This window comes from Paracoccus sp. (in: a-proteobacteria), from assembly GCF_046289755.1.
In the GTDB taxonomy this organism is placed as follows: domain Bacteria; phylum Pseudomonadota; class Alphaproteobacteria; order Rhodobacterales; family Rhodobacteraceae; genus Paracoccus.
Window position 1 is genome coordinate 1 of sequence record NZ_JBKBVD010000005.1, and the last position, 18,103, is coordinate 18,103.

General features: G+C 64.3%; 15 protein-coding genes and 4 pseudogenes. 6 read left to right on the top strand and 13 right to left on the bottom strand.

Annotation, left to right across the window (positions count from 1 at the left end; translation table 11 throughout):
- Positions 1-215 precede the first annotated feature (215 nt).
- Both ACK41U_RS02665 and ACK41U_RS02670 read left to right on the top strand, forming a co-directional pair.
- Entirely contained in the window at positions 216-533 is a 318-nt protein-coding gene (locus tag ACK41U_RS02665) for an EamA family transporter (RefSeq protein WP_409675553.1), read from the top strand.
- 163 nt (positions 534-696) lie between these two features.
- A pseudogene (locus ACK41U_RS02670) lies at positions 697-930 on the top strand (ATP-binding protein); the annotation flags it as partial.
- 138 nt (positions 931-1,068) lie between these two features.
- Here the strand turns inward: ACK41U_RS02670 and ACK41U_RS02675 are convergent.
- The 7 genes from ACK41U_RS02675 to ACK41U_RS02705 all read right to left on the bottom strand — a co-directional run bounded on the left by ACK41U_RS02675 (position 1,069) and on the right by ACK41U_RS02705 (position 8,398).
- The gene (locus ACK41U_RS02675; RefSeq protein ID WP_409675556.1) at positions 1,069-1,980 is read right to left on the bottom strand and encodes a DMT family transporter; all 912 of its coding nucleotides are present in this window, start codon (positions 1,978-1,980) and stop codon (positions 1,069-1,071) included.
- A gap of 61 nt (positions 1,981-2,041) precedes the next feature.
- Entirely contained in the window at positions 2,042-3,052 is a 1,011-nt protein-coding gene (locus ACK41U_RS02680; RefSeq protein ID WP_409675559.1) for a DctP family TRAP transporter solute-binding subunit, read from the bottom strand.
- Between the two features lie 25 nt (positions 3,053-3,077).
- The gene (locus ACK41U_RS02685) at positions 3,078-4,355 is read right to left on the bottom strand and encodes a TRAP transporter large permease (RefSeq protein ID WP_409675562.1); all 1,278 of its coding nucleotides are present in this window, start codon (positions 4,353-4,355) and stop codon (positions 3,078-3,080) included.
- On the bottom strand, positions 4,352-4,912 hold the full coding sequence (locus ACK41U_RS02690) for a TRAP transporter small permease (protein ID WP_409675565.1): 561 nt from the start codon (positions 4,910-4,912) through the stop codon (positions 4,352-4,354). The genes ACK41U_RS02685 and ACK41U_RS02690 overlap by 4 nt, the downstream gene beginning before the upstream one ends.
- A 2-nt stretch (positions 4,913-4,914) precedes the next feature.
- A complete protein-coding gene (locus tag ACK41U_RS02695; RefSeq protein ID WP_409675568.1) occupies positions 4,915-6,063 on the bottom strand; it encodes a fumarylacetoacetate hydrolase family protein in 1,149 nt (382 codons plus the stop codon).
- Positions 6,064-6,217: 154 nt separating this feature from the next.
- Complete coding sequence (locus tag ACK41U_RS02700; RefSeq protein ID WP_409675571.1) at positions 6,218-6,934, bottom strand: FadR/GntR family transcriptional regulator; 717 nt, start codon at positions 6,932-6,934, stop codon at positions 6,218-6,220.
- 12 nt (positions 6,935-6,946) lie between these two features.
- On the bottom strand, positions 6,947-8,398 hold the full coding sequence (locus tag ACK41U_RS02705; RefSeq protein WP_409675574.1) for an FAD-binding oxidoreductase: 1,452 nt from the start codon (positions 8,396-8,398) through the stop codon (positions 6,947-6,949).
- Positions 8,399-8,511: 113 nt separating this feature from the next.
- On the opposite strand from ACK41U_RS02705, the gene denD reads away from it, so the two are divergent.
- From denD to ACK41U_RS02720, 3 genes are read left to right on the top strand one after another with little or no spacing between them, the layout of a single operon-like run.
- Complete coding sequence (gene denD / locus ACK41U_RS02710; protein ID WP_409675577.1) at positions 8,512-9,495, top strand: D-erythronate dehydrogenase; 984 nt, start codon at positions 8,512-8,514, stop codon at positions 9,493-9,495.
- Positions 9,492-10,382 (top strand): NAD(P)-dependent oxidoreductase, encoded by an 891-nt coding sequence (locus tag ACK41U_RS02715; RefSeq protein WP_409675580.1) that lies wholly within the window; start codon positions 9,492-9,494, stop codon positions 10,380-10,382. The genes denD and ACK41U_RS02715 overlap by 4 nt, the downstream gene beginning before the upstream one ends.
- A complete protein-coding gene (locus ACK41U_RS02720) occupies positions 10,379-12,157 on the top strand; it encodes an IlvD/Edd family dehydratase (RefSeq protein WP_409675583.1) in 1,779 nt (592 codons plus the stop codon). The genes ACK41U_RS02715 and ACK41U_RS02720 overlap by 4 nt, the downstream gene beginning before the upstream one ends.
- A 145-nt stretch (positions 12,158-12,302) precedes the next feature.
- Here ACK41U_RS02720 and ACK41U_RS02725 read toward each other — a convergent pair.
- Positions 12,303-12,685: pseudogene (locus tag ACK41U_RS02725) on the bottom strand (integrase core domain-containing protein); the annotation flags it as partial.
- A gap of 136 nt (positions 12,686-12,821) precedes the next feature.
- Here ACK41U_RS02725 and ACK41U_RS02730 point away from each other — a divergent pair.
- Positions 12,822-13,850, top strand: a pseudogene (locus tag ACK41U_RS02730) (IS110 family transposase); the annotation flags it as partial.
- On the opposite strand, the pseudogene ACK41U_RS02735 reads toward ACK41U_RS02730, so the two are convergent.
- The 5 genes and pseudogenes from ACK41U_RS02735 to ACK41U_RS02755 all read right to left on the bottom strand — a co-directional run.
- Positions 13,827-14,206: pseudogene (locus ACK41U_RS02735) on the bottom strand (transposase); the annotation flags it as partial. The pseudogenes ACK41U_RS02730 and ACK41U_RS02735 sit on opposite strands and share 24 nt — an antisense overlap.
- Before the next feature lie 717 nt (positions 14,207-14,923).
- Positions 14,924-15,595, bottom strand: coding sequence for an SCO family protein (locus ACK41U_RS02740; RefSeq protein ID WP_409675586.1), 672 nt, complete (start codon positions 15,593-15,595; stop codon positions 14,924-14,926).
- On the bottom strand, positions 15,592-16,065 hold the full coding sequence (locus ACK41U_RS02745) for a copper chaperone PCu(A)C (protein WP_409675589.1): 474 nt from the start codon (positions 16,063-16,065) through the stop codon (positions 15,592-15,594). Before ACK41U_RS02745 ends, ACK41U_RS02740 begins: the two co-directional genes overlap by 4 nt.
- A 5-nt stretch (positions 16,066-16,070) precedes the next feature.
- A complete protein-coding gene (locus tag ACK41U_RS02750; protein ID WP_409675878.1) occupies positions 16,071-16,610 on the bottom strand; it encodes an SCO family protein in 540 nt (179 codons plus the stop codon).
- 147 nt (positions 16,611-16,757) lie between these two features.
- Positions 16,758-18,083 (bottom strand): Nramp family divalent metal transporter, encoded by a 1,326-nt coding sequence (locus ACK41U_RS02755; RefSeq protein WP_409675592.1) that lies wholly within the window; start codon positions 18,081-18,083, stop codon positions 16,758-16,760.
- Between the last annotated feature and the right edge of the window lie 20 nt (positions 18,084-18,103).

The window sequence follows — 18,103 nt, forward strand, 5'->3', positions numbered from 1 at the left end:
CCCGGATCGAGGGCAGCCGTTCGCCCGGCAGCACCTGCCCCGTGGCGATCTGCTGGCGGATCGTCTGCATCACCTGTGTCGTCAGGGTCGCCTTGGTCATGGGCACCAGCCGTGTGGGTTCTGTCATCAATACAGTCTGTTCAGATTGTAGGGGTTTCGTCCCTGTCCGGGCCAGAGGCTTTCGTCCAGATTGCGCGGAAACCGAAGGGGACGACATGCAATCTGCACATAAGGGCTGGGGCAGCGGCCTGATCGGGGTGATCATCTTCAGCGGCTCGCTGCCCGCGACGCGGGTGGCGGTCGAGGGGTTTTCGCCGCTGTTCCTGACCTCGGCCCGTGCCGTCATCGCGGCGGCCCTGGGATGCAGCGCATTGCTGATCTGGCGGCAGGCGCGGCCCCGGCGTCACGACCTGGCGCCGCTGGCCATCGTCGCGCTCGGCGTGGTCATCGGCTTTCCGCTGCTGACGGCGCTGGCGTTGCAACAGATCGAGATCGTGCGCCAGACGGCGCCCAACTCAGCCGACCAAGCCTGACCCGGAGCGAAATCCGGGAAATCAATCACCAGCATCGGGCATCACATGTCGAACATTATTGAGATCCCGCTGGCATCAATTGCCGTGGGCACAGACCGCGCACGCGATCTTGACCCTATGTGGGCCGAAGGGCTGGCGCGGATCGTTGAGCAGCAGGGGCTGTTTCACCCCATCCTCGAGCGCCTTCGGTGATGCCAAGATGACGACGGCGCTGGCCGAGCGCTTCACCCATCGCTGCCACATCATCGAGACCGGCAACGACAGCTACCGCTTCAAGGCAAGCTCCGAGACAGCGAAAAAGAAACGGAAGGAGACAGCTGCATCGACCACATCATGTACCAGCATGCATAACGACCGGGCGGGTCAGATCTCGGTGACAATGCTGGGTCAGTTCTGAATGACACCCAACAATCAGTGTCATATGGAGAGCCTTGAGTTCGTTCTGATGGTTTGAACCCAACCCGCGGATCTCATACCGGCCAAAGGGACGAACGCCCCGGATAAAGAGGCCGGACACCTCCGGCCCCGCGTCACGTCAGGGTTGCGACGCAGCCTGCGGGGCAAGCGGGGCGGGATCGGTGGCCTTTGCCGAACGGCGCAGGACGATCAGACCCGACCCCACGATCAGCGCCGCCCCCAGCAGCATCGCCGGTGCCGGAATGTCGCCAAAGACCAGAAAACCAAGGACTGCGCCCCAGACCAGCAGCGAGTATTGCAGCGGCGCCACCACTGAGGCATCGGCCAGTTTCAGCGCGCGGGTGACCAGCATATGGGCCGCCGTCGCCACAACGCCCAGCAGGAACAGCAGCGCCAGATCGCCACCCGATTGCAGCGGCTGCCAGTCGAACGGGGCCAGAGCCAGCCCGGCCAGCGCCGCCGCCACCAGCTGGAACAGGACCAGATCGCGGTCGGGTGTCTCGCGCAGAGAGCGGCCCAGCACCATGATCGCGGCAAAGGCCACGGTCCCCAACAGCGCAAAAACCGCCCCCGCGCCCGAGATCTGCAATGAGGGCGCCAACAGGATCAGCACTCCCGCAAAGCCCATCGCAACCGCGACCCATGTCCGCGCGCCCACACGCTCACCCAGCAGGAACGGAGAGATTGCGACGACATAGATCGGTGCGGCCATCCAGAAGGCCATGACATCGGCCAGCGGCATATAGGACACCGCAAGGTAGAAGCAGAACACCTCGGCCGTGGCACAGACGGCGCGCAGCGCCTGCAGGCGCGGGCGCGGGGCCGATCTGATCCGCGCGACCACGCGGCCACCCCGCAACAGCAGCGGCGCCATCATCAGCCCCGCCGCAAGCGAGCGCAGCAGGATCACCTGCGCGACACCGTAATCGGCCACCAGCCATTTGCCGATGGCGTCATTCGCCGCAAATGCCGCCATGCCCAGCAGCATCAGCAGCGCCCCGGCCATATTGCCGGTCATCCCTGTTCTCATGTCCCGGTCCCGTGATGGAAAGGAGCGCGCGACACTGTACGCGCGCGCCCTGCACGAAAGATTACTGGCTGCGCAGTTCGGCCAGGATCTGCTGGACCTGATCGACGACATCCTCGCCGATGGCGGCGCGGTGGGTGTCATAGACGACCTGCGATTTTTCCAGCATCTCTTCCTGGGCTGCGGGCGTCAGGGTGTTGAAGGCAAGCCCCGCCTCTTCCATCCGGGCCAGCGATTGCAGGTTCAGTTCCTGAATGGCCTCGCGTTCGACATCGCGACCGACGATGGCGCAGTCACGCAGCGCCTGCTGTTCCTCGGCGGAATAGCTGTTCAGGATCGCCTTCGAGAACAGGAACAGAAACGGCGTATAGGCATGCCGCGTCTCGGACAGATAGGACTGCACCTCGTAGAATTTCGAGGTGTCGATGGTGACATAGGGGTTTTCCTGCGCGTCGATGGCCCGCGTCTCCAGCGCCGAGAACACCTCACCAAAGGACATGGGCGTGGCATTCGCGCCAAAGTTCGAGAACGTGTCGAGGAAGATGTTGTTCTGCATGACGCGGACCTTCATCCCCTGAAAATCCTCCCATGTCTCGATGGGGCGCTGCGAGTTCGACATATTGCGGAAGCCGTTTTCCCAATAGGCCAGATTGACCAGCCCGACCGCGTCCAGCTTTTCGTTCAGCATGTCGCCGAATTCGCCATCCATGACGGCATAGGCCTCTTCCGGGGTGCGGAACAGGAAGGGCAGATCAAAGACGCCGAGCGCGGGCACCATGCCGACCAGCGGCGAGGATGAGGTCACGACCGCCTCTTGCAGACCCGAGCGCACGGCCTGCGTGGCCTGCAGGTCGCCGCCAAGCGCACCGCCCCAATAGCCCTGCATCTTCATCGCGCCGCCGGTTGCCTCGTCCAGACATTCCTGCATCGCGGCCATGCCGGTGGCGACGGGATGATCCTCGTTGATGCCGTTCGACACGCGGAATGTGCGTTCGCTGAACTGGGCGAAGGCGGGGCCTGCAACGGCGATGGCCGTGGTCAGGCACAGCGCGGTTTTCAGTATGGATTGTCTCATGGTTTCCTCCCGTGGAAATATGACGTCAGTAGAACCAGCGTGCCGGCACGATCACGATGCCGGGGAATGCCACCAGCAGCAGGATCACCAGAATCTGTGCGATCAGGAACGGCCAGACGCCGCGGATCACCTTTCCAAGCGGTACCCGGCCCACGCCGCTGACCACGTTCAGCACCACCCCCACCGGCGGCGTCAGCAACCCGATGCAGCAGTTCATGATGAACATGACCCCGAAATAGACCGGGTCGATCCCGGCCTTGGCGATGATGGGCATCAGCACCGGCGTCAGGATCAGGATCGTCGGCGTCAGGTCCAGTGCCGTGCCGACGACAAGGATCAGCAGCATGATGACCAGCATCAGCAGCTTGGGGTTCTCGATCAGCGGCGCGATATAGCCCGCAATCTCGTTGGGAATATTGGCCGCCGTGATCAGCCAGGCCGACACAAGCGCCGCACAGACCAGAAACATGATCGCCGCCGTGGTCCGCCCGGCCGAAATCAGCACATGCACCAGATCGCGCGGCTTGAGTTCGCGATACACCACCATGCCCACGAACAGCGCATAGAATGCGGCGATGACGGCGGCCTCGGTGGGCGTGACGATGCCCATGCGAATACCGCCCAGGATGATGACCGGCATGCCAAGCGCCCAGGCGGCGCGGCCGATCGCGCGGCGGCGGTCGGTCCATGGCGCGCGCGGCAGCGTCTGAACGTTGTCGCGGCCCGCCACGATCATCCAGGTGACGACCAGCGACAGCGCCATTATAAGCCCCGGCACGATGCCTGCCATGAACAGCTGGCTGATCGACACATTGGCCGCCACGCCAAAGATGATGAAGGCCATCGAGGGCGGGATGACCGGCGCAATCACCCCCCCCGCCGCGATCAACCCGGCAGAGCGCGGCACGTTATAGCCCGCCCGCGCCATCATCGGGATCAGGATCGCCGCCAGCGCCGCCGTATCGGCAGCAGCCGAGCCCGAGATAGAAGCCATGATCACGGCGGCGATGATCGCGACCAGCCCCAGCCCGCCCCGGATATGGCCCACGCAGGTGATGGCGAATTCGATAATGCGCTTGGACAACCCGCCCGCGTTCATCAGCTCGCCCGCCAGAATAAAGAAGGGGATCGCCAGCAGCGTGAACGTATCCGCGCCGATCAGCATGTTCTGCGCGATGATCTGAGTGTTGAACATGCCCATGAAGGACATCAGGATCACGCCGCAGAAGATCAGCGCGAAAGCGACCGGCACGCCAAGCGCCATGGCCCCCAGAAGCGAGACAATAAAGACCAGAAGGGTCATTCCGCGCGATCCCCCGCCTTGACCTTTTCTGCGGCAGGGCTGCCATAGAGGTCATCCATCTCACCGCCGAAACCGCGGATTTCGGCTTCGGTGATCCGGCCCGTGACCAGCCGGACCAGACGCTCCAGCGTGATCAGGATGATGCCCGTGCCGGTGAACAACCCGATGCCATAGACCCATGCCATCGACACGCCCGAGACCGGCGCGCTCATCGAGGCATTGATCGGCAGCTGCTTCCATGTGCCATGCGTCAGCACCCCCGCGCAGCCCAGGATCATCATGTCGGACATGCCCATCAGCACCCGCCGTCCGCGCGGGCCGAACTGCGCCACGACCGTTTCCATCCCCATATGCTGGCGGTGATGATAGACCACGACCGCGCCGATGAATGTCAGCCAGACAAAGGCAAAGCGCGACAGCTCATCCGACAGGGGCAGACCGGAATTCAGCAAATAGCGCATGAGCACATTGACAAAGACCATCAGCGCCATCGCCCCCAGCAGCAGCGCCAGCAGCAGGTCAAGGAAGCGGAAAAAGACCCGCGAGAACCGCGACATCCTCAGATCCTCTCGCCAAGGCCGCGTGCCACAAGGTTGCGCATCAGCGCGACCGTGCCAAAGCGCCATTCCGGGCAGCGGTCGGTCCGCTCGACCCAGTTCACCAGCCGTCCAAGCCGGGGCGAGGCGATCTCGACCCGGTCGCCCGGTTCGTGGGTAAAGCCCTGCCCCGCGCCGCGACGGTCCTTGACCGGGGCGAACATGGTGCCAAGGAACAGAACCGCGCCGTCGGGATATTGATGCGAGCGGTTCAGCAACTGGCCCGCAAGATCCGAGGGGCTTCGGCTGATCGCGGCCATCGGGCTTTCGCCGGTCATCACGAACCCGTCCTGCCCCTCGACCCGCAGTGAGACGGTCACCTGTTCCAGATCGCTCTGGGTGAAGCCATCATCGAACAGCCGGATGAAGGGCCCGATGGCGCAAGAGGCGTTGTTGTCCTTGGCCTTGCCCAGCAGCAGGGCCGACCGCCCCTCGACATCGCGCAGGTTCACATCATTGCCAAGCGAGGCGCCCAGAATGGTGCCGTCCGAGCGGATGATCAGCACCACCTCGGGTTCGGGGTTGTTCCAGTCCGAGATGGGGTGGATGCCCACCAGATCGCCGCAACCGACGGCGGACATGGGCTGCGCCTTGGTAAAGATCTCGGCGTCGGGGCCGATGCCCACCTCCAGATATTGCGACCAAAGGTCCATCTGCTGCAGCAGCGCCTTGACCCCGGCGGCCTTGTCCGAGCCCGCCTGCACGCCGCGCAGGCTGTCGCCGATCACCGGGGCCAGACGGGTGCGGATCTCGGCGGCCCGCGCGCTGTCACCGCGCGCCTGTTCCTCAATCACGCGTTCCAGCATGCTGTCGGCAAAGGTAACGCCTGCCGCCTTGACCGCCTGCAGGTCGACCGGCGCCAGCAGCCGCCCGGCACTGCCCTCCAGAAACCCGTCCAGCGGGCCAAGATCGGGCAGGTCCTGCCCCTGGATGGCGGCATGCAGGTCGGGGCGCTCAAGCAGACCCGACATCGTGGCCGAAACAGCCGACAGGTCAGACAGCCGGCCCTGCCGCAGCACCACCGGGCAAGGCCCGCCTTGCCGGTCCGACCAGACCCGCCCCAGAAGGGTCGCGCCTTCGGCATCGACCGGCAGAACCGCGGCAGCGGTCAAAGGCTGTCGTGACGTCAAATCCTGTCCCCCCGGATATGGCGGCGCCCCCAACGCCGCGTCGCCTGATGATGTCAGACAACAAGATGACATGACCCTAACGGCGGTCGCGGCGGCCTGTCTACAGAAATTATCGCCCGCAACCCCAGCTGACCTGTCAGCGGTAGAATTCCAGCCGCAGCGCGATCCGGTCGGCCGATCTGATCATATGCGCCCGCATCGCCGCGCGGGCCCGTACCGGATCGCGGGCGGCAATGGCGTCGCGCAGCTCGGTATGCTCGCGATCCACGATGGCGACGATCTCTTCCAGCCGGATACGCTCGCGCGATGCGACGATGGTTTGCAGAATGCGGTCAGATACGGCGCCCAGAAACTGCCCGAAATAGTCGTTGCCGGTGGCTGCGGCGATGGTGCGGTGAAAATCCAGATCGGCCAGAATGCCGTCGCCCGCGGTGTCATCGATGACGCGCATCCGTTCAAGCGCGGCGTCCAGCTGGTGCAGATGGTCGGGGCGGTGATAGGTCGCGGCCAGTCCCGCCGCCTCGATTTCCAGCGGCACGCGCAGCTGGAACAGGTCGCGGAAGGCGTGGCTGTCCAGATCCTCGTGGTCCGCCAGACGGATATGCCGCGTCGGCCGGTCAATCACAAAGGCGCCGACACCCTGTCGCGTCTCGATCATACCTTCGTTTCGCAGCTGGGCGATCGCCTCGCGGATGACGGTGCGGCTGACGCCGAATGTCTTGGACATGGCGTTCTCGGTGGGCAGTTTGTCACCGGCTTTCAGCTCGCCCTGCTGGATCTGCTGCGCAAAACGGGCCGCAATACGTGCGGGCAGATGCTCGGTGCGGGGGATCTGGGTGGGCGCGCCGCTCATTTTTCAGCTCCTTCACTCGGGGTCGAACTGGCACCCTTGGTTCATCGTCATCGCCGGGTCCAGTGCGCGTTTTATCGCTGTCAGCATCCTTCGCTGCGCGCCGGGCAGGCGCGCCTCGAAGTCGGGCTTTTTCAGACGCCCGATACCATGCTCGGCACTGATCGAGCCGGCATAGCGGTCCAGAACCTCGTTCACGATCTTCTTGGCGGTCAGGATCTGGGCGTCAACAGAGCCGGGGCCACCGGCATGATCCGGCAGCACGTTCAGATGCACATTGCCGTCGCCCACATGCCCGTAGGAGACACAGGTGCACCCCGGCAGCTGCGCCGTGACCGCCGCCTCGGCCTCGGCCACGAAATCGGCCAGCCGGGACAGCGGCACCGAGATATCGGTGCGCAGATGTCGCCCGCGCCGGGCCTGCCCCTCGTTCATCCCCTCGCGGATCGCCCAGAGGGATGCGGCCTGCGCCTGCGATTGCGCAATCACCCCGTCCAGCGCCAGACCGCTGTCAAAGACACCCTCCAGAAACCGCTGCATCAGGCTGCCAATATCGACCAGACCCGAGCCCGAAATCTCGATCAGGGCATAGGCCGGATGGGTGGCCTCCATCGGCAGGGTCAGATCGGGTCTGGCCTCGCGTGCAAGCCGGAAGGCCAGTGGCGGCATGAATTCAAAGGCGGACATCAGGTCGCAGCACTCACGCCGCGCGCGACGGTAAAGCGCGATCACATCCGCCAGCCGGGGCAGCGCCACCAGCGCCGTGGCCACCTGATCCGGCGCCGGAAGCAGCTTGACCGAGACGGCGGTGATGATCCCCAGCGTCCCCTCGGCGCCGATGAACAGCTGTTTCAGGTCGATGCCGCGATTGTCCTTGCGCAGCGATGACAACCCGTCGAACAACTCCCCGTCGGGCAGCACGACCTCCAGCCCCAGCACCAGCTCGCGCATCATGCCATAGCGCAGGACATTCACGCCCCCCGCATTGGTCGAGACATTGCCCCCGATCCGGCAAGAGCCCTGCGCGCCAAGCGTCAGCGGAAAGAACAGGCCTTGTGCGGCGACGGCTTCCTTGACCTGTTGCAGAACCGCCCCCGCCTCGATCACGGCGGAAAAATTGTCGCCGTCCAGTTCACGGATCCGGGTCATCCGTTCCAGTGACAAAACCACCTGGCGCTGTGGCGCATCGGGCATGGCACCCAGCACCAGCCCGGTATTGCCTCCCTGCGGCACGATCCCAAGATCCAGCGCGACTGCCGCGCGTACGCAATCCTGCACCTGCGTGGTGCTGCGCGGGCGCAGGACCGCAACGGCCGCCCCCTGAACGTCCCCGTGCCAGTCGCGGCAATAGGGCAGCACATCATCCCCCGTCAGCACCAGATCAGCGCCCAGCATCCGGGCCAGCATCCGGGACTGCCGGTCCACCACGGTTTCGCCATCGGTTACAAAGCTATGCGCCCCGCTCATCATCGGTCGGCTCTCTCACGGCTTGAAGTTTACAGGTTATCAGACAATCATACTAATCCAACATACTAATCCAAGCGTGGCGGAAGGCCACCTCGAATTCTGGGAGGGACTCGATGCATATCCTGATCACTGGCGCGGCGGGCATGCTGGGCCGCAAGGTGGCGGCGCGTCTGGCGCGCGATGGCGGTCTTGGCGGTCGGCAGATTGATGCGTTCACGCTGATTGATGTCCTGCCCCCTGAGGCGCCCGAGGGGTTTTCGGGTCGGGTTTCCTGCCTCGGTCTGGACCTGTCCGCGCCGGGCGCGGGTCAGCGGCTGGCCGCGTCCCGCCCGGATGTGATCTTTCATCTGGCCGCCATCGTCTCGGGCGAGGCCGAGGCGGATTTCGCAATGGGCTACAGAATCAATCTGGACAGCACGCGCGATCTGTTCGAGGCGATCCGGCTGGCCCATGAGGCCGATGGCTACCATCCGCGCGTTGTGTTTGCGTCCTCGATCGCCGTGGTCGGCGCGCCGCTGCCCTGTCTGATCCCGGACGAGTTTCACACCACGCCGCTGACCAGCTATGGCACGCAAAAGGCGATCTGCGAATTGCTGCTGGCCGATTACACCCGCCGCGGGTTGTTTGACGGCATCGGCATCCGCCTGCCCACGGTCTGCATCCGCCCCGGCACGCCCAACAAGGCGGCCTCGGGCTTTTTCTCGAACATTCTGCGAGAGCCGCTGGTGGGCAAGCCTGCCATTCTGCCAGTGCCGGACAGTATCCGGCACTGGCACACCTCGCCCAGGTCCGCCGTGGGGTTCATGATCCACGCGGCAAGCATGGATCTGACGGCGGTCGGCCCCCGCCGCAACCTGTCGATGCCCGGCCTCAGCGCCACCGTGGCCGAACAGATCGAGGCGCTGCGCCGCGTGGCGGGCGATGCCGCCGTGGCCCTGATCCGGCGCGAGCCTGACGCCGCCATCACGGCCATGTGCGAGGGCTGGGCCCCCGGCTTCGAGGCCACCCGCGCCCGCGCTCTTGGCTTTGCCGCCGAAGGCAGCTTCGACGACATCATCCGCGCGCATATCGAGGATGAGCTGGGGGGCCAGATATGACCGCAATCGCTTTTCTGGGCACCGGGCTGATGGGCGCGCCGATGGTGCGGCGCCTGCTGGGCGCGGGCCATGCCGTCACGGTCTGGAACCGCGACCCGGAAAAGGCCCGCGCGCTGCAGGCCGATGGCGCAAAGCTGGCCTGCGATCCGGTACAGGCCGTTGCGGGTGCCGGGGTCGTCTTTACCATGCTTTCGGACGGTGCCGCCGTCACGCAGGTGCTGTTCGAACGCGGTGTCGCTGCGGCGATACCCGGCGGCGCGGTGGTGATCGACACCTCCTCGATCGCGCCCGCGCAGGCGCGCGATCATGCGCAGCGCCTGCGCGGCATGGGGATCAGCCATGTCGACTGCCCTGTCTCGGGCGGCGTGGTCGGGGCGCAAGAGGGAACACTGGCGCTGATGGCCGGGGGCGAGGACCGGGTGATCGACCGGATTGCCGATGTGATGGCGCCCCTCGGACGGTTGACCCATGTCGGTCCGTCGGGTGCCGGTCAGGTCTGCAAGCTGGCCAACCAGCAGATCGTGGCCGTCACCATCGGCGCGGTGGCCGAGGCGATGATCCTGGTTCAGGCGGGCGGCGCCGACCCGGCCCGCTTCCGCGACGCCATTCGCGGCGGCTTTGCTGAAAGCCGCATCCTGGACTTGCATGGCGGACGGATGGTCCGGCGCGATTTTGCCCCCGGCGGCCCCTCGCGGCTGCAACTGAAGGATCTGGACGCCGTCGCCGATCTGGCCCGCGCGGCGGGTCTCAGCCTGCCGCTGACACAGGCTGTGCGCGCGGAATTCACCGAATTCGTGGCCTCGGGCCATGGTGACACCGATCACAGCGGGCTGCTTCTGCATCTGGAACAGCAAAACCCCGCACCCCCGCACAAGGACAGGCCATGACCGACACGCCGAGACGCCGCCTTCGCTCGCAGGACTGGTTCGACAATCCCGATCACGCCGACATGACCGCCCTCTATCTGGAGCGGTTCATGAATTACGGCACCACGCCGGAAGAGTTGCGCTCGGGCCGGCCCATCATCGGGATCGCGCAATCGGGCAGCGACCTCAATCCCTGCAACCGTCACCATCTGGATCTGGCAAAGCGGGTCCGCGACGGCATCCGCGACGCGGGCGGCATCGCGATCGAGTTTCCCAGCCATCCGCTGTTCGAGAACTGCAAACGCCCGACCGCCGCGCTGGACCGCAATCTGGCTTATCTGGGGCTGGTCGAACTGCTCTATGGCTACCCGTTCGACGGGGTCGTGCTGACCACGGGCTGCGACAAGACCACGCCCTCGGCGATCATGGCGGCGGCGACGGTGGACATTCCCGCCATCGTGCTGTCGGGCGGCCCGATGCTGGATGGCTGGCACGAGGGCCGGCTGGTCGGCTCGGGCACCGTCATCTGGCAATCGCGCCGCAAACTGGCCGCGGGCGAGATCACCCGCGACGAGTTTCTGGAAACCGCCTTGGACAGCGCCCCCTCGATCGGGCATTGCAACACGATGGGCACGGCCTCGACGATGAACGCGATGGCCGAGGCGCTGGGGCTGTCGCTGACCGGCTGCGCCGCCATTCCTGCCGCCTACCGGGAACGTGGCCAGATCGCCTATCGCACCGGGTTGCGGGCGGTCGAGCTGGTGCGCGAGGATATCCGCCCCTCGCAGATCCTGACGCGGGCGGCGTTTCTGAACGCGATCCGGGTCAATTCGGCCATTGGCGGATCGACCAATGCGCAGCCGCATCTGATGGCCATGGCGCGCCATGCCGGGGTTGAGCTGCATCCCGGCGACTGGCAGGCACATGGCTATGACGTGCCCCTGCTTGCCAATGTTCAGCCTGCGGGCGAATGGCTGGGAGAGCGGTTTCACCGCGCGGGCGGCGTGCCCGCCGTCATGTGGGAATTGCTGCAGGCGGGCGTGCTGGATGGCGACTGCCCGACCGTGACGGGCCGGACCATGGCCGAAAACCTCAAGGGCCGCGAAAGCACCGACCGCGAGGTGATCAAGCCCTATGATGCGCCGATGATGTCGCGCGCGGGCTTTCTGGTGCTGCGCGGCAATCTGTTCGACTTTGCCATTATGAAAACCAGCGTCATTTCACAGGCGTTCCGCGCCCGCTATCTGTCCGCTCCGGGCCACGAAGGGGTGTTCGAAGGCACGGCCTTTGTCTTTGACGGCTCGGGGGATTACCACGCCCGCATCAACGATCCCGCGCTGGACATCAACGCGGATTCGATTCTGGTCATCCGGGGCGCGGGTCCGCTTGGCTGGCCCGGCTCGGCCGAGGTGGTCAATATGCAGCCGCCCGACCGCCTGATCCGGCAGGGCATCTCCAGCCTGCCCACCATCGGCGACGGTCGGCAGTCGGGCACGGCCGACAGCCCCTCGATCCTGAACGCCTCGCCCGAAAGTGCGGCGGGCGGCGGGCTGGCCTGGCTGCGAACGGGCGATCGCATCCGCATCGACCTCAACGAGGGCCGCTGCGACATGCTGGTGGACGAAGCGGAAATCGCCCGCAGGAAAACCGATGGCATCCCCGCCACGCCCGCCTCGGCAACGCCCTGGCAGAAGATCTATCGCGCCACGGTCACGCAGCTTTCCGAAGGCGCCACCATTGAGGGCGCCGATCAGTTTGTGCGCATCTCGGACAACCTGCCGCGCCACAATCACTGATATGCAGGGCGGGCACTGATATGCAGGGCGGGTCCGCTGAATGACAAAGGCCGCCCCCGGGGATGGCCGTTCCCACAAAACGGTCGCCCGTGACGTTCAGGTGGCAAAGCTTTACCGGTAGCGCATGTGACGTTGCCCCCAACTTTTATACAGCGTGAGCGGGACTCCGGGTTTGAGCTTTGTCCATTCGGGCGGGTTGGGCAACGGGGGCTGGCGCGGAGCTTTGCGGATTGCGCAGCGTCGGGCCCAGTTGCGGGGCGAAGGGTTGGGCGAACGCGGCAGGCGTCTGCCAGCCGAGGCGCGAATGGGGGCGTTCGGTGTTATAGTCCGTGCGCCAGGCGGCCAGCGTGACGCGGGCATGGTGCAGGGACGGGAACAGGGTTTCGTTCAACAGCTCATCGCGCAGACGCCCGTTGAAGCTCTCGATGAAGGCATGTCTCGGGTCGGCTTTCCGGGTGCGATGTAATGCCAGTCAAACTTGCGGTCATCCACGAACTTCAGGATCGCGTTCGAGGTGAACTCGGTTCCGTAGCATGTTGGGAATGACGCGCTGTTGAAGGTTATGGCCGCCTGCGCAGCCTCCAAAATTGCGCAGCAGGCGGCCATAACCGGGTCGCGGGTCTCTATGGTGGTTTTGCGAACCACACCACCGAGGAGACCGGCCATGGCCAAGGTTGAGCATACTTCGGATGCCCGTGTTCTGGTAGGCATCGACATTTCCAAGCACCGGCACGAGGTGCTGATTTCCGTTCCGGGCAAGACGCGCCGCCGGCGCCTGACGATCACCAACAGCACGGATGACTTCATGCGCTTGATCGCGATCTTGCGGGAATACGGCCTGCCTGTGCGCATCGGTTTTGAGGCCACCGGCAATTACCATCGGGTTCTGATGTATCACCTTGGCCTGGCCGGGTTCGATCTGAAGCTCGTATCCTCGGTCGCGCTCGCCCGCACGCGGGAGGCGCTGCACAACAGCTGGGACAAGAATGACCCCAAGGACGCGCAGGTAATTTTGCACATGCTGCAAATCGGTGCGGTGCAGATCTTCCAGGACCCGATGGTGGCCGGCACGAACGACATTCAGGAATTATCCAAGACCCATGATGCCGTGTCGCGGACCAAGACCGAGCTGTGGCACCGCATCCTGACCCATTACCTGCCACTCTACTTTCCGGAAGCCGACCGTTTCCATCGCAGCTCACGCACGGATTGGTTCCTAGCCTTTCTCGAGATGTTCCCCTCTCCGCACATGATCAGCGCCATGACCAAGGAGGAGTTCACCAGGGCTGCTTGGCAGGTGGTCGGGCGCAAGGTCGAGAAGTCTCTCCTGTTGTCAGATATTTACGAGACGGCAAAGGTGTCTACCGGGCTGCCCGTATCGCCAGATTCAGACGCCATCCGAATGTTCCGCATGATGCTGGCCGAAGGGCGAAACCTGATCCGCCAACGCAATGCCATCGAAGATCGGGCGGTCGAATTGCTGGCCGAGCGCCCTGACTATCAACTGCTGCACACCATTCCCGGCATCGGGCCGATCAACGCTCTGACGATCTTGGCCGAGACGGGTGACGTGCGCCGGTTCCACCATCACCGTCAGTTTCTGAAGTTCTGCGGCATGGATCTGGCCACCGTCCAGTCCGGCATGTTCCGCGGTCGGAGCAAGATATCGAAGTATGGCAAACTGCCGGCACGTTTTGCGGATTGCAGGCCCGTTATTTTTGCGGAAATCCGCAATTGTCTTGAAGTCTGGCTTCAACCGGCCAGTCAGTCAGATGAGCTCCAGATTACGGCCGCACTCTCGTTCCAGCCGCCGTGATGACTGTATCTGGTTCAGATACCATATACATAAATCCGCAGCAACACCCCCGGATGATAGCTTAGTCGACCGGTGGGCGCAGGCAGCACGTCGAAGCCGGTTGCTGCGAGATCAAGAATGTCGACAAAGGCATCAACGGCGCGGACCGGACTGTTCTCATCAACATAGTCGTCCAGATGTTCAGGCAATAACATCGACTGCCGGCGGTCCAGACCTTCGATAAATCGCGTCATGAAAACCTCCGCATCGAACACGGAAATCACACCATAACTCACCGAAAAGAGGCGAGTTTCCACACACCCTTTCCGCATTGCGGAAGCTGCTGCACGCCCCGAGCTCATGCCAGGCGCTCGCGGAAGACCTCGGCCGGAGGTCGGCAGGCCAGGCATCGGCGCGGGGTGGTGTTCATCCGTTTCGACAGCTGGACAAAGTCACGCGCCAGCGTTGTCAGCAGCGCCGTGTCGCGCGGAAGCCAGCGCCGGATGCGCCGGTTGGTATTCTCGACGGTGGGCCTCTGCCACGGCGCCTGCGGATCGCAAAGCCATGCCTGCGCTCCCGGCCCTTTTTCCTGCGCGCGCCGGGAGGCAAACTCCAGTGCGCGATCGAAGTCAGGCTTTGGCGCGCGTCAAGGGGCAGGGGGCCAGGCAGGTTGATCAGGGTGGGTCTCGCTCGTTTCCGTGATGCCGCTCGGGGGGTTGTCAGCCCTGACGGAGACGCGCCAGCTGGCGGCCTCGCTGGCGGGGGGATGCCGCTGACGCTGGCGATGCCGGTCATGTCGGTGGCCATCGGAGTGTTGGTGATGGGGGATAAAATGGCCCTGCGCGTCGCGGTTGGCATGTCAGGGCGCTGGCTGGCGTCATGCTGGTCCAGCGCGCGGGGCGACCGACCTCAAGCGCAGGACCTGCCGCATGAATGACATCGGGTGATCGCGTCAGTCGCTTTCCCCGATGTCAGAGACCGCGTGACAAAGCGGCGGGTTCATCCCCCTCATGGCAGTCTGCATCTGCTGGAGGTGAGGCGCTGCACAGCACGCGACGGATCTTGGGCACGGCGTAGCGGGGATCCTCGTGATAATCAATGATGCTGGCAAAGCCTCCGTCGGCATTGAATAGAAACACGCCGGCAGTGTGGTCCATCGTATAGTCGCCGTCATCGCGCGGCACTTTCCTGAATGACGCGCGAAACCCATCGGCCGCTTTGCGGATCTGCGGCAGCGCGCCGGTCAGCCCGATGATCCGGGGGTCGAAGTTCGACAGGTAATCGTCCAGCACCTCGGGCGTATCGCGCGCAGGATCGACCGAGATCAGGACCGCGTTCAGCCGGTCGGCGTCAGAACCGATCTGTTCCAACCAGTCCGAGATGTCGCTCAGCGTCGTGGGGCAGATGTCGGGACACCATGTGAAGCCGAAGAAAACCAGCGTCGGCTGGCCGATCCAGTCCTCGGGCCGGACCGTGTTTCCGCGGTGATCGCTGAGCGTGAACGACATCTGGTCCAGCGGCAGGGGCAGGACGCCTGCCACCTGTTCCGTTCTGCTACGGGACTGCCACCAGCCAACCCCCAGCATGAAGACCACGGCGAACACGATCAGGACACAAGCGCCCAACAGTTTTTTGCGGTTCATTGTCCGTCGTCAGCGCAGCCGGGCCCGCTCGCGCCGGTGCTCTGCACCATCACGGGGATCGTCACCTCGCCCGCGTCGCGGAAGGACAGGGTGACGGGAAACGTCTCGCCCTCTTTCAGGCTCTCGGTCAGATCCATCAGCATGGCATGGTACCCGCCCGGCGCCAAAGCCACGGACCCGCCTGCGGGGACGGGAACCTGCATCGCGTGCTGCATCGAGGCCACGCCCTGCGTCATCACCGTCTGGTGCAGCATCGGCATGCCCGAGACAGGCGTGGCAATGCCCGTCAGCGCATCGGCGGCGGCGCCGGCATTGCGGATGGTCAGATAGACCACGCCCGGACGCGACGTTCCGTTCGAGGCCCGGGACCAGGCCTGCGAGATCTCAAGCGATCCGACAGTCGCGGTTTCGCAGGCCAGCGCGGGGCCTGAGGCGATGATCAGGGCGGCTGTGGCAAGAAGACGTTTCATGGTTCTCACAATCTTGTCTGGAGGTCTGCAAGGATGTCGTCGGCGGGGGTGCCGTAGGTGAACTGTCGCAACCAGTCCCCCTCGGGACCGATCAGGAACAGTCCGGATGTATGAGACATGGTGTAGCCGTCGGGTGCGGTGGCCGTGTCTTCACGCTCATAATAGATGTGAAAACTGTCTGCCGCCGCGCGGGTTTGCGCCGCATCCCCGGCCAGCCCAAGGATCGTGGGATGAAACGCCGAGGCATAGTCCGCAATCCCGAGCCTGCGATCACGCTCCGGGTCGATCGAGATGAACAGCGGCTGCACCTGACCGGCCTGATCCCCAAGATCGTCCATCACCTGCGCAACCTCGGCCAGCGTTGTCGGGCAGATGTCGGGGCAATTGGTGAAACCAAAGAAGACCAGCAGATACTTGCCCTGAAATTCTGCCACGGTCCGCAGACGCCCCCCGGCATCCGGAAGCGTGAAGCTCGGACGGAACGCGGCCTGCTCTGTGACAGGGGGGGTGCGATCCGCCCATATGACGACGGCGGTCGCCGCCACAAGTGCCGCTGCGACCGCCGCCCAAAGTCGTTTTTGCAAACCTGTCAGTCGCATCGCGCGCGCATCCCTTGTCTTTTTTGGTGGCCTAACACCTCTAGTCACATGAGCTTCAAGGAAAAAATCCGGTGGTCACGCGATGGTGAGCACTTATCCGATCAGCACCGTCGACAGCAGGTTCACGTTCAGCACGATGATCGTGACGGCGATCAATGCGCAAAGCCCGGTCAGCCATCGGGGTGAGACCATGGCCCCCATCCTGGCGCGGCTGGCCGTGAACATGACAAGCGGCACGATGGCGAAGGGCAGCTGGAAGGACAGCACGACCTGGCTGAGGATCAGAAGCTGTCCGGTGCCTTCGCTGCCATAGATCAGGATCACCGCTGTCGCGGGCAGGATCGCAAAGCCTCGGGTGATCAGACGTCGCAACCACGGCTTCAGCCGCAAGCGGATGAAGCCCTCCATCACGATCTGTCCGGCCATCGTCGCGGTGACGGTGGAATTCAGGCCCGAACACAGCAGCGCCAGACCGAACAGCACCGGCGCGACGGATGAGCCCAGCAAAGGCTGCAGCAGCAGATGCGCCTTGTCGATCTCGGCCACGTCTGTCTGGCCGACTGTATGAAAGGCTGCCGCCGCAAGGATCAGGATCGACGCGTTGATGGTCAGCGCGAACATCAGGGCGATGGTCGAATCCCAGGTCGCAAGGCGCAGGGCTTCGCGCTTTGACGACAGGTCCAGCCCATAGGCGCGGGTCTGCACGATCCCGGAATGCAGATACAGGTTATGCGGCATGACCGTGGCGCCGATGATCCCAAGCGCCAGATACAGCATGTCGGGATTCCCGAGAATCTGCCGATCAGGCGCAAAGCCTGCGATCACCTCGCCCCAGACCGGATCGGCCTGCGCGATCAGCACGGCAAAGCAGGCGGTGATGATGGCCAGCAGCCCGATGATGAAGGCCTCGACCCATCTGAACCCCTTGTTCTGAAGCCAGAGGATCAGAAACACGTCGCCCGCCGTGATGAAGATGCCGATCTCCAGCGGAATGCCGAACAGCAGGTTCAGACCGATGGCGGTGCCGATGACCTCGGCCAGATCGGTGGCAACAATGGCCAGTTCGGCAAAGATCCACAGCGGAAAGGACACCCACCCCGGATAGGCGTCGCGGCAGGCCTGCGCCAGATCCCGCCCCGACGCCACAGCGAGACGGGCACACAGCGATTGCAGCAGGATCGCCATGATATTGGACAAAAGCGCGACGAACAGCAGCGTATATCCAAAGGCCGCCCCGCCGGCCAACGAGGTCGCCCAGTTGCCCGGATCCATATAGCCGACAGCAACCAGATAGCCGGGTCCGATGAAGGACAGAAAGCGACGGAACCGTGTCTTGCCGCCGCCTGCGACGGCAATCGTGCGGAAAACCTCGGACAGGGACGGCGTTTCGCGTTTATGGCGCCAGGCATTGGTTGGCATTTGTCAGAACTTTCCATGAT

Bases quoted from the DNA above. Each gene is read 5' to 3' on its own strand.
- ACK41U_RS02665 (WP_409675553.1), top strand. From the start codon at position 216: ATGCAATCTGCACATAAGGGCTGGGGCAGCGGCCTGATCGGGGTGATC.
- ACK41U_RS02675 (WP_409675556.1), bottom strand. From the start codon at position 1,980: ATGAGAACAGGGATGACCGGCAATATGGCCGGGGCGCTGCTGATGCTG.
- ACK41U_RS02680 (WP_409675559.1), bottom strand. From the start codon at position 3,052: ATGAGACAATCCATACTGAAAACCGCGCTGTGCCTGACCACGGCCATC.
- ACK41U_RS02685 (WP_409675562.1), bottom strand. From the start codon at position 4,355: ATGACCCTTCTGGTCTTTATTGTCTCGCTTCTGGGGGCCATGGCGCTT.
- ACK41U_RS02690 (WP_409675565.1), bottom strand. From the start codon at position 4,912: ATGTCGCGGTTCTCGCGGGTCTTTTTCCGCTTCCTTGACCTGCTGCTG.
- ACK41U_RS02700 (WP_409675571.1), bottom strand. From the start codon at position 6,934: ATGAGCGGCGCGCCCACCCAGATCCCCCGCACCGAGCATCTGCCCGCA.
- ACK41U_RS02705 (WP_409675574.1), bottom strand. From the start codon at position 8,398: ATGAGCGGGGCGCATAGCTTTGTAACCGATGGCGAAACCGTGGTGGAC.
- denD (WP_409675577.1), top strand. From the start codon at position 8,512: ATGCATATCCTGATCACTGGCGCGGCGGGCATGCTGGGCCGCAAGGTG.
- ACK41U_RS02715 (WP_409675580.1), top strand. From the start codon at position 9,492: ATGACCGCAATCGCTTTTCTGGGCACCGGGCTGATGGGCGCGCCGATG.
- ACK41U_RS02720 (WP_409675583.1), top strand. From the start codon at position 10,379: ATGACCGACACGCCGAGACGCCGCCTTCGCTCGCAGGACTGGTTCGAC.
- ACK41U_RS02740 (WP_409675586.1), bottom strand. From the start codon at position 15,595: ATGAACCGCAAAAAACTGTTGGGCGCTTGTGTCCTGATCGTGTTCGCC.
- ACK41U_RS02745 (WP_409675589.1), bottom strand. From the start codon at position 16,065: ATGAAACGTCTTCTTGCCACAGCCGCCCTGATCATCGCCTCAGGCCCC.
- ACK41U_RS02755 (WP_409675592.1), bottom strand. From the start codon at position 18,083: ATGCCAACCAATGCCTGGCGCCATAAACGCGAAACGCCGTCCCTGTCC.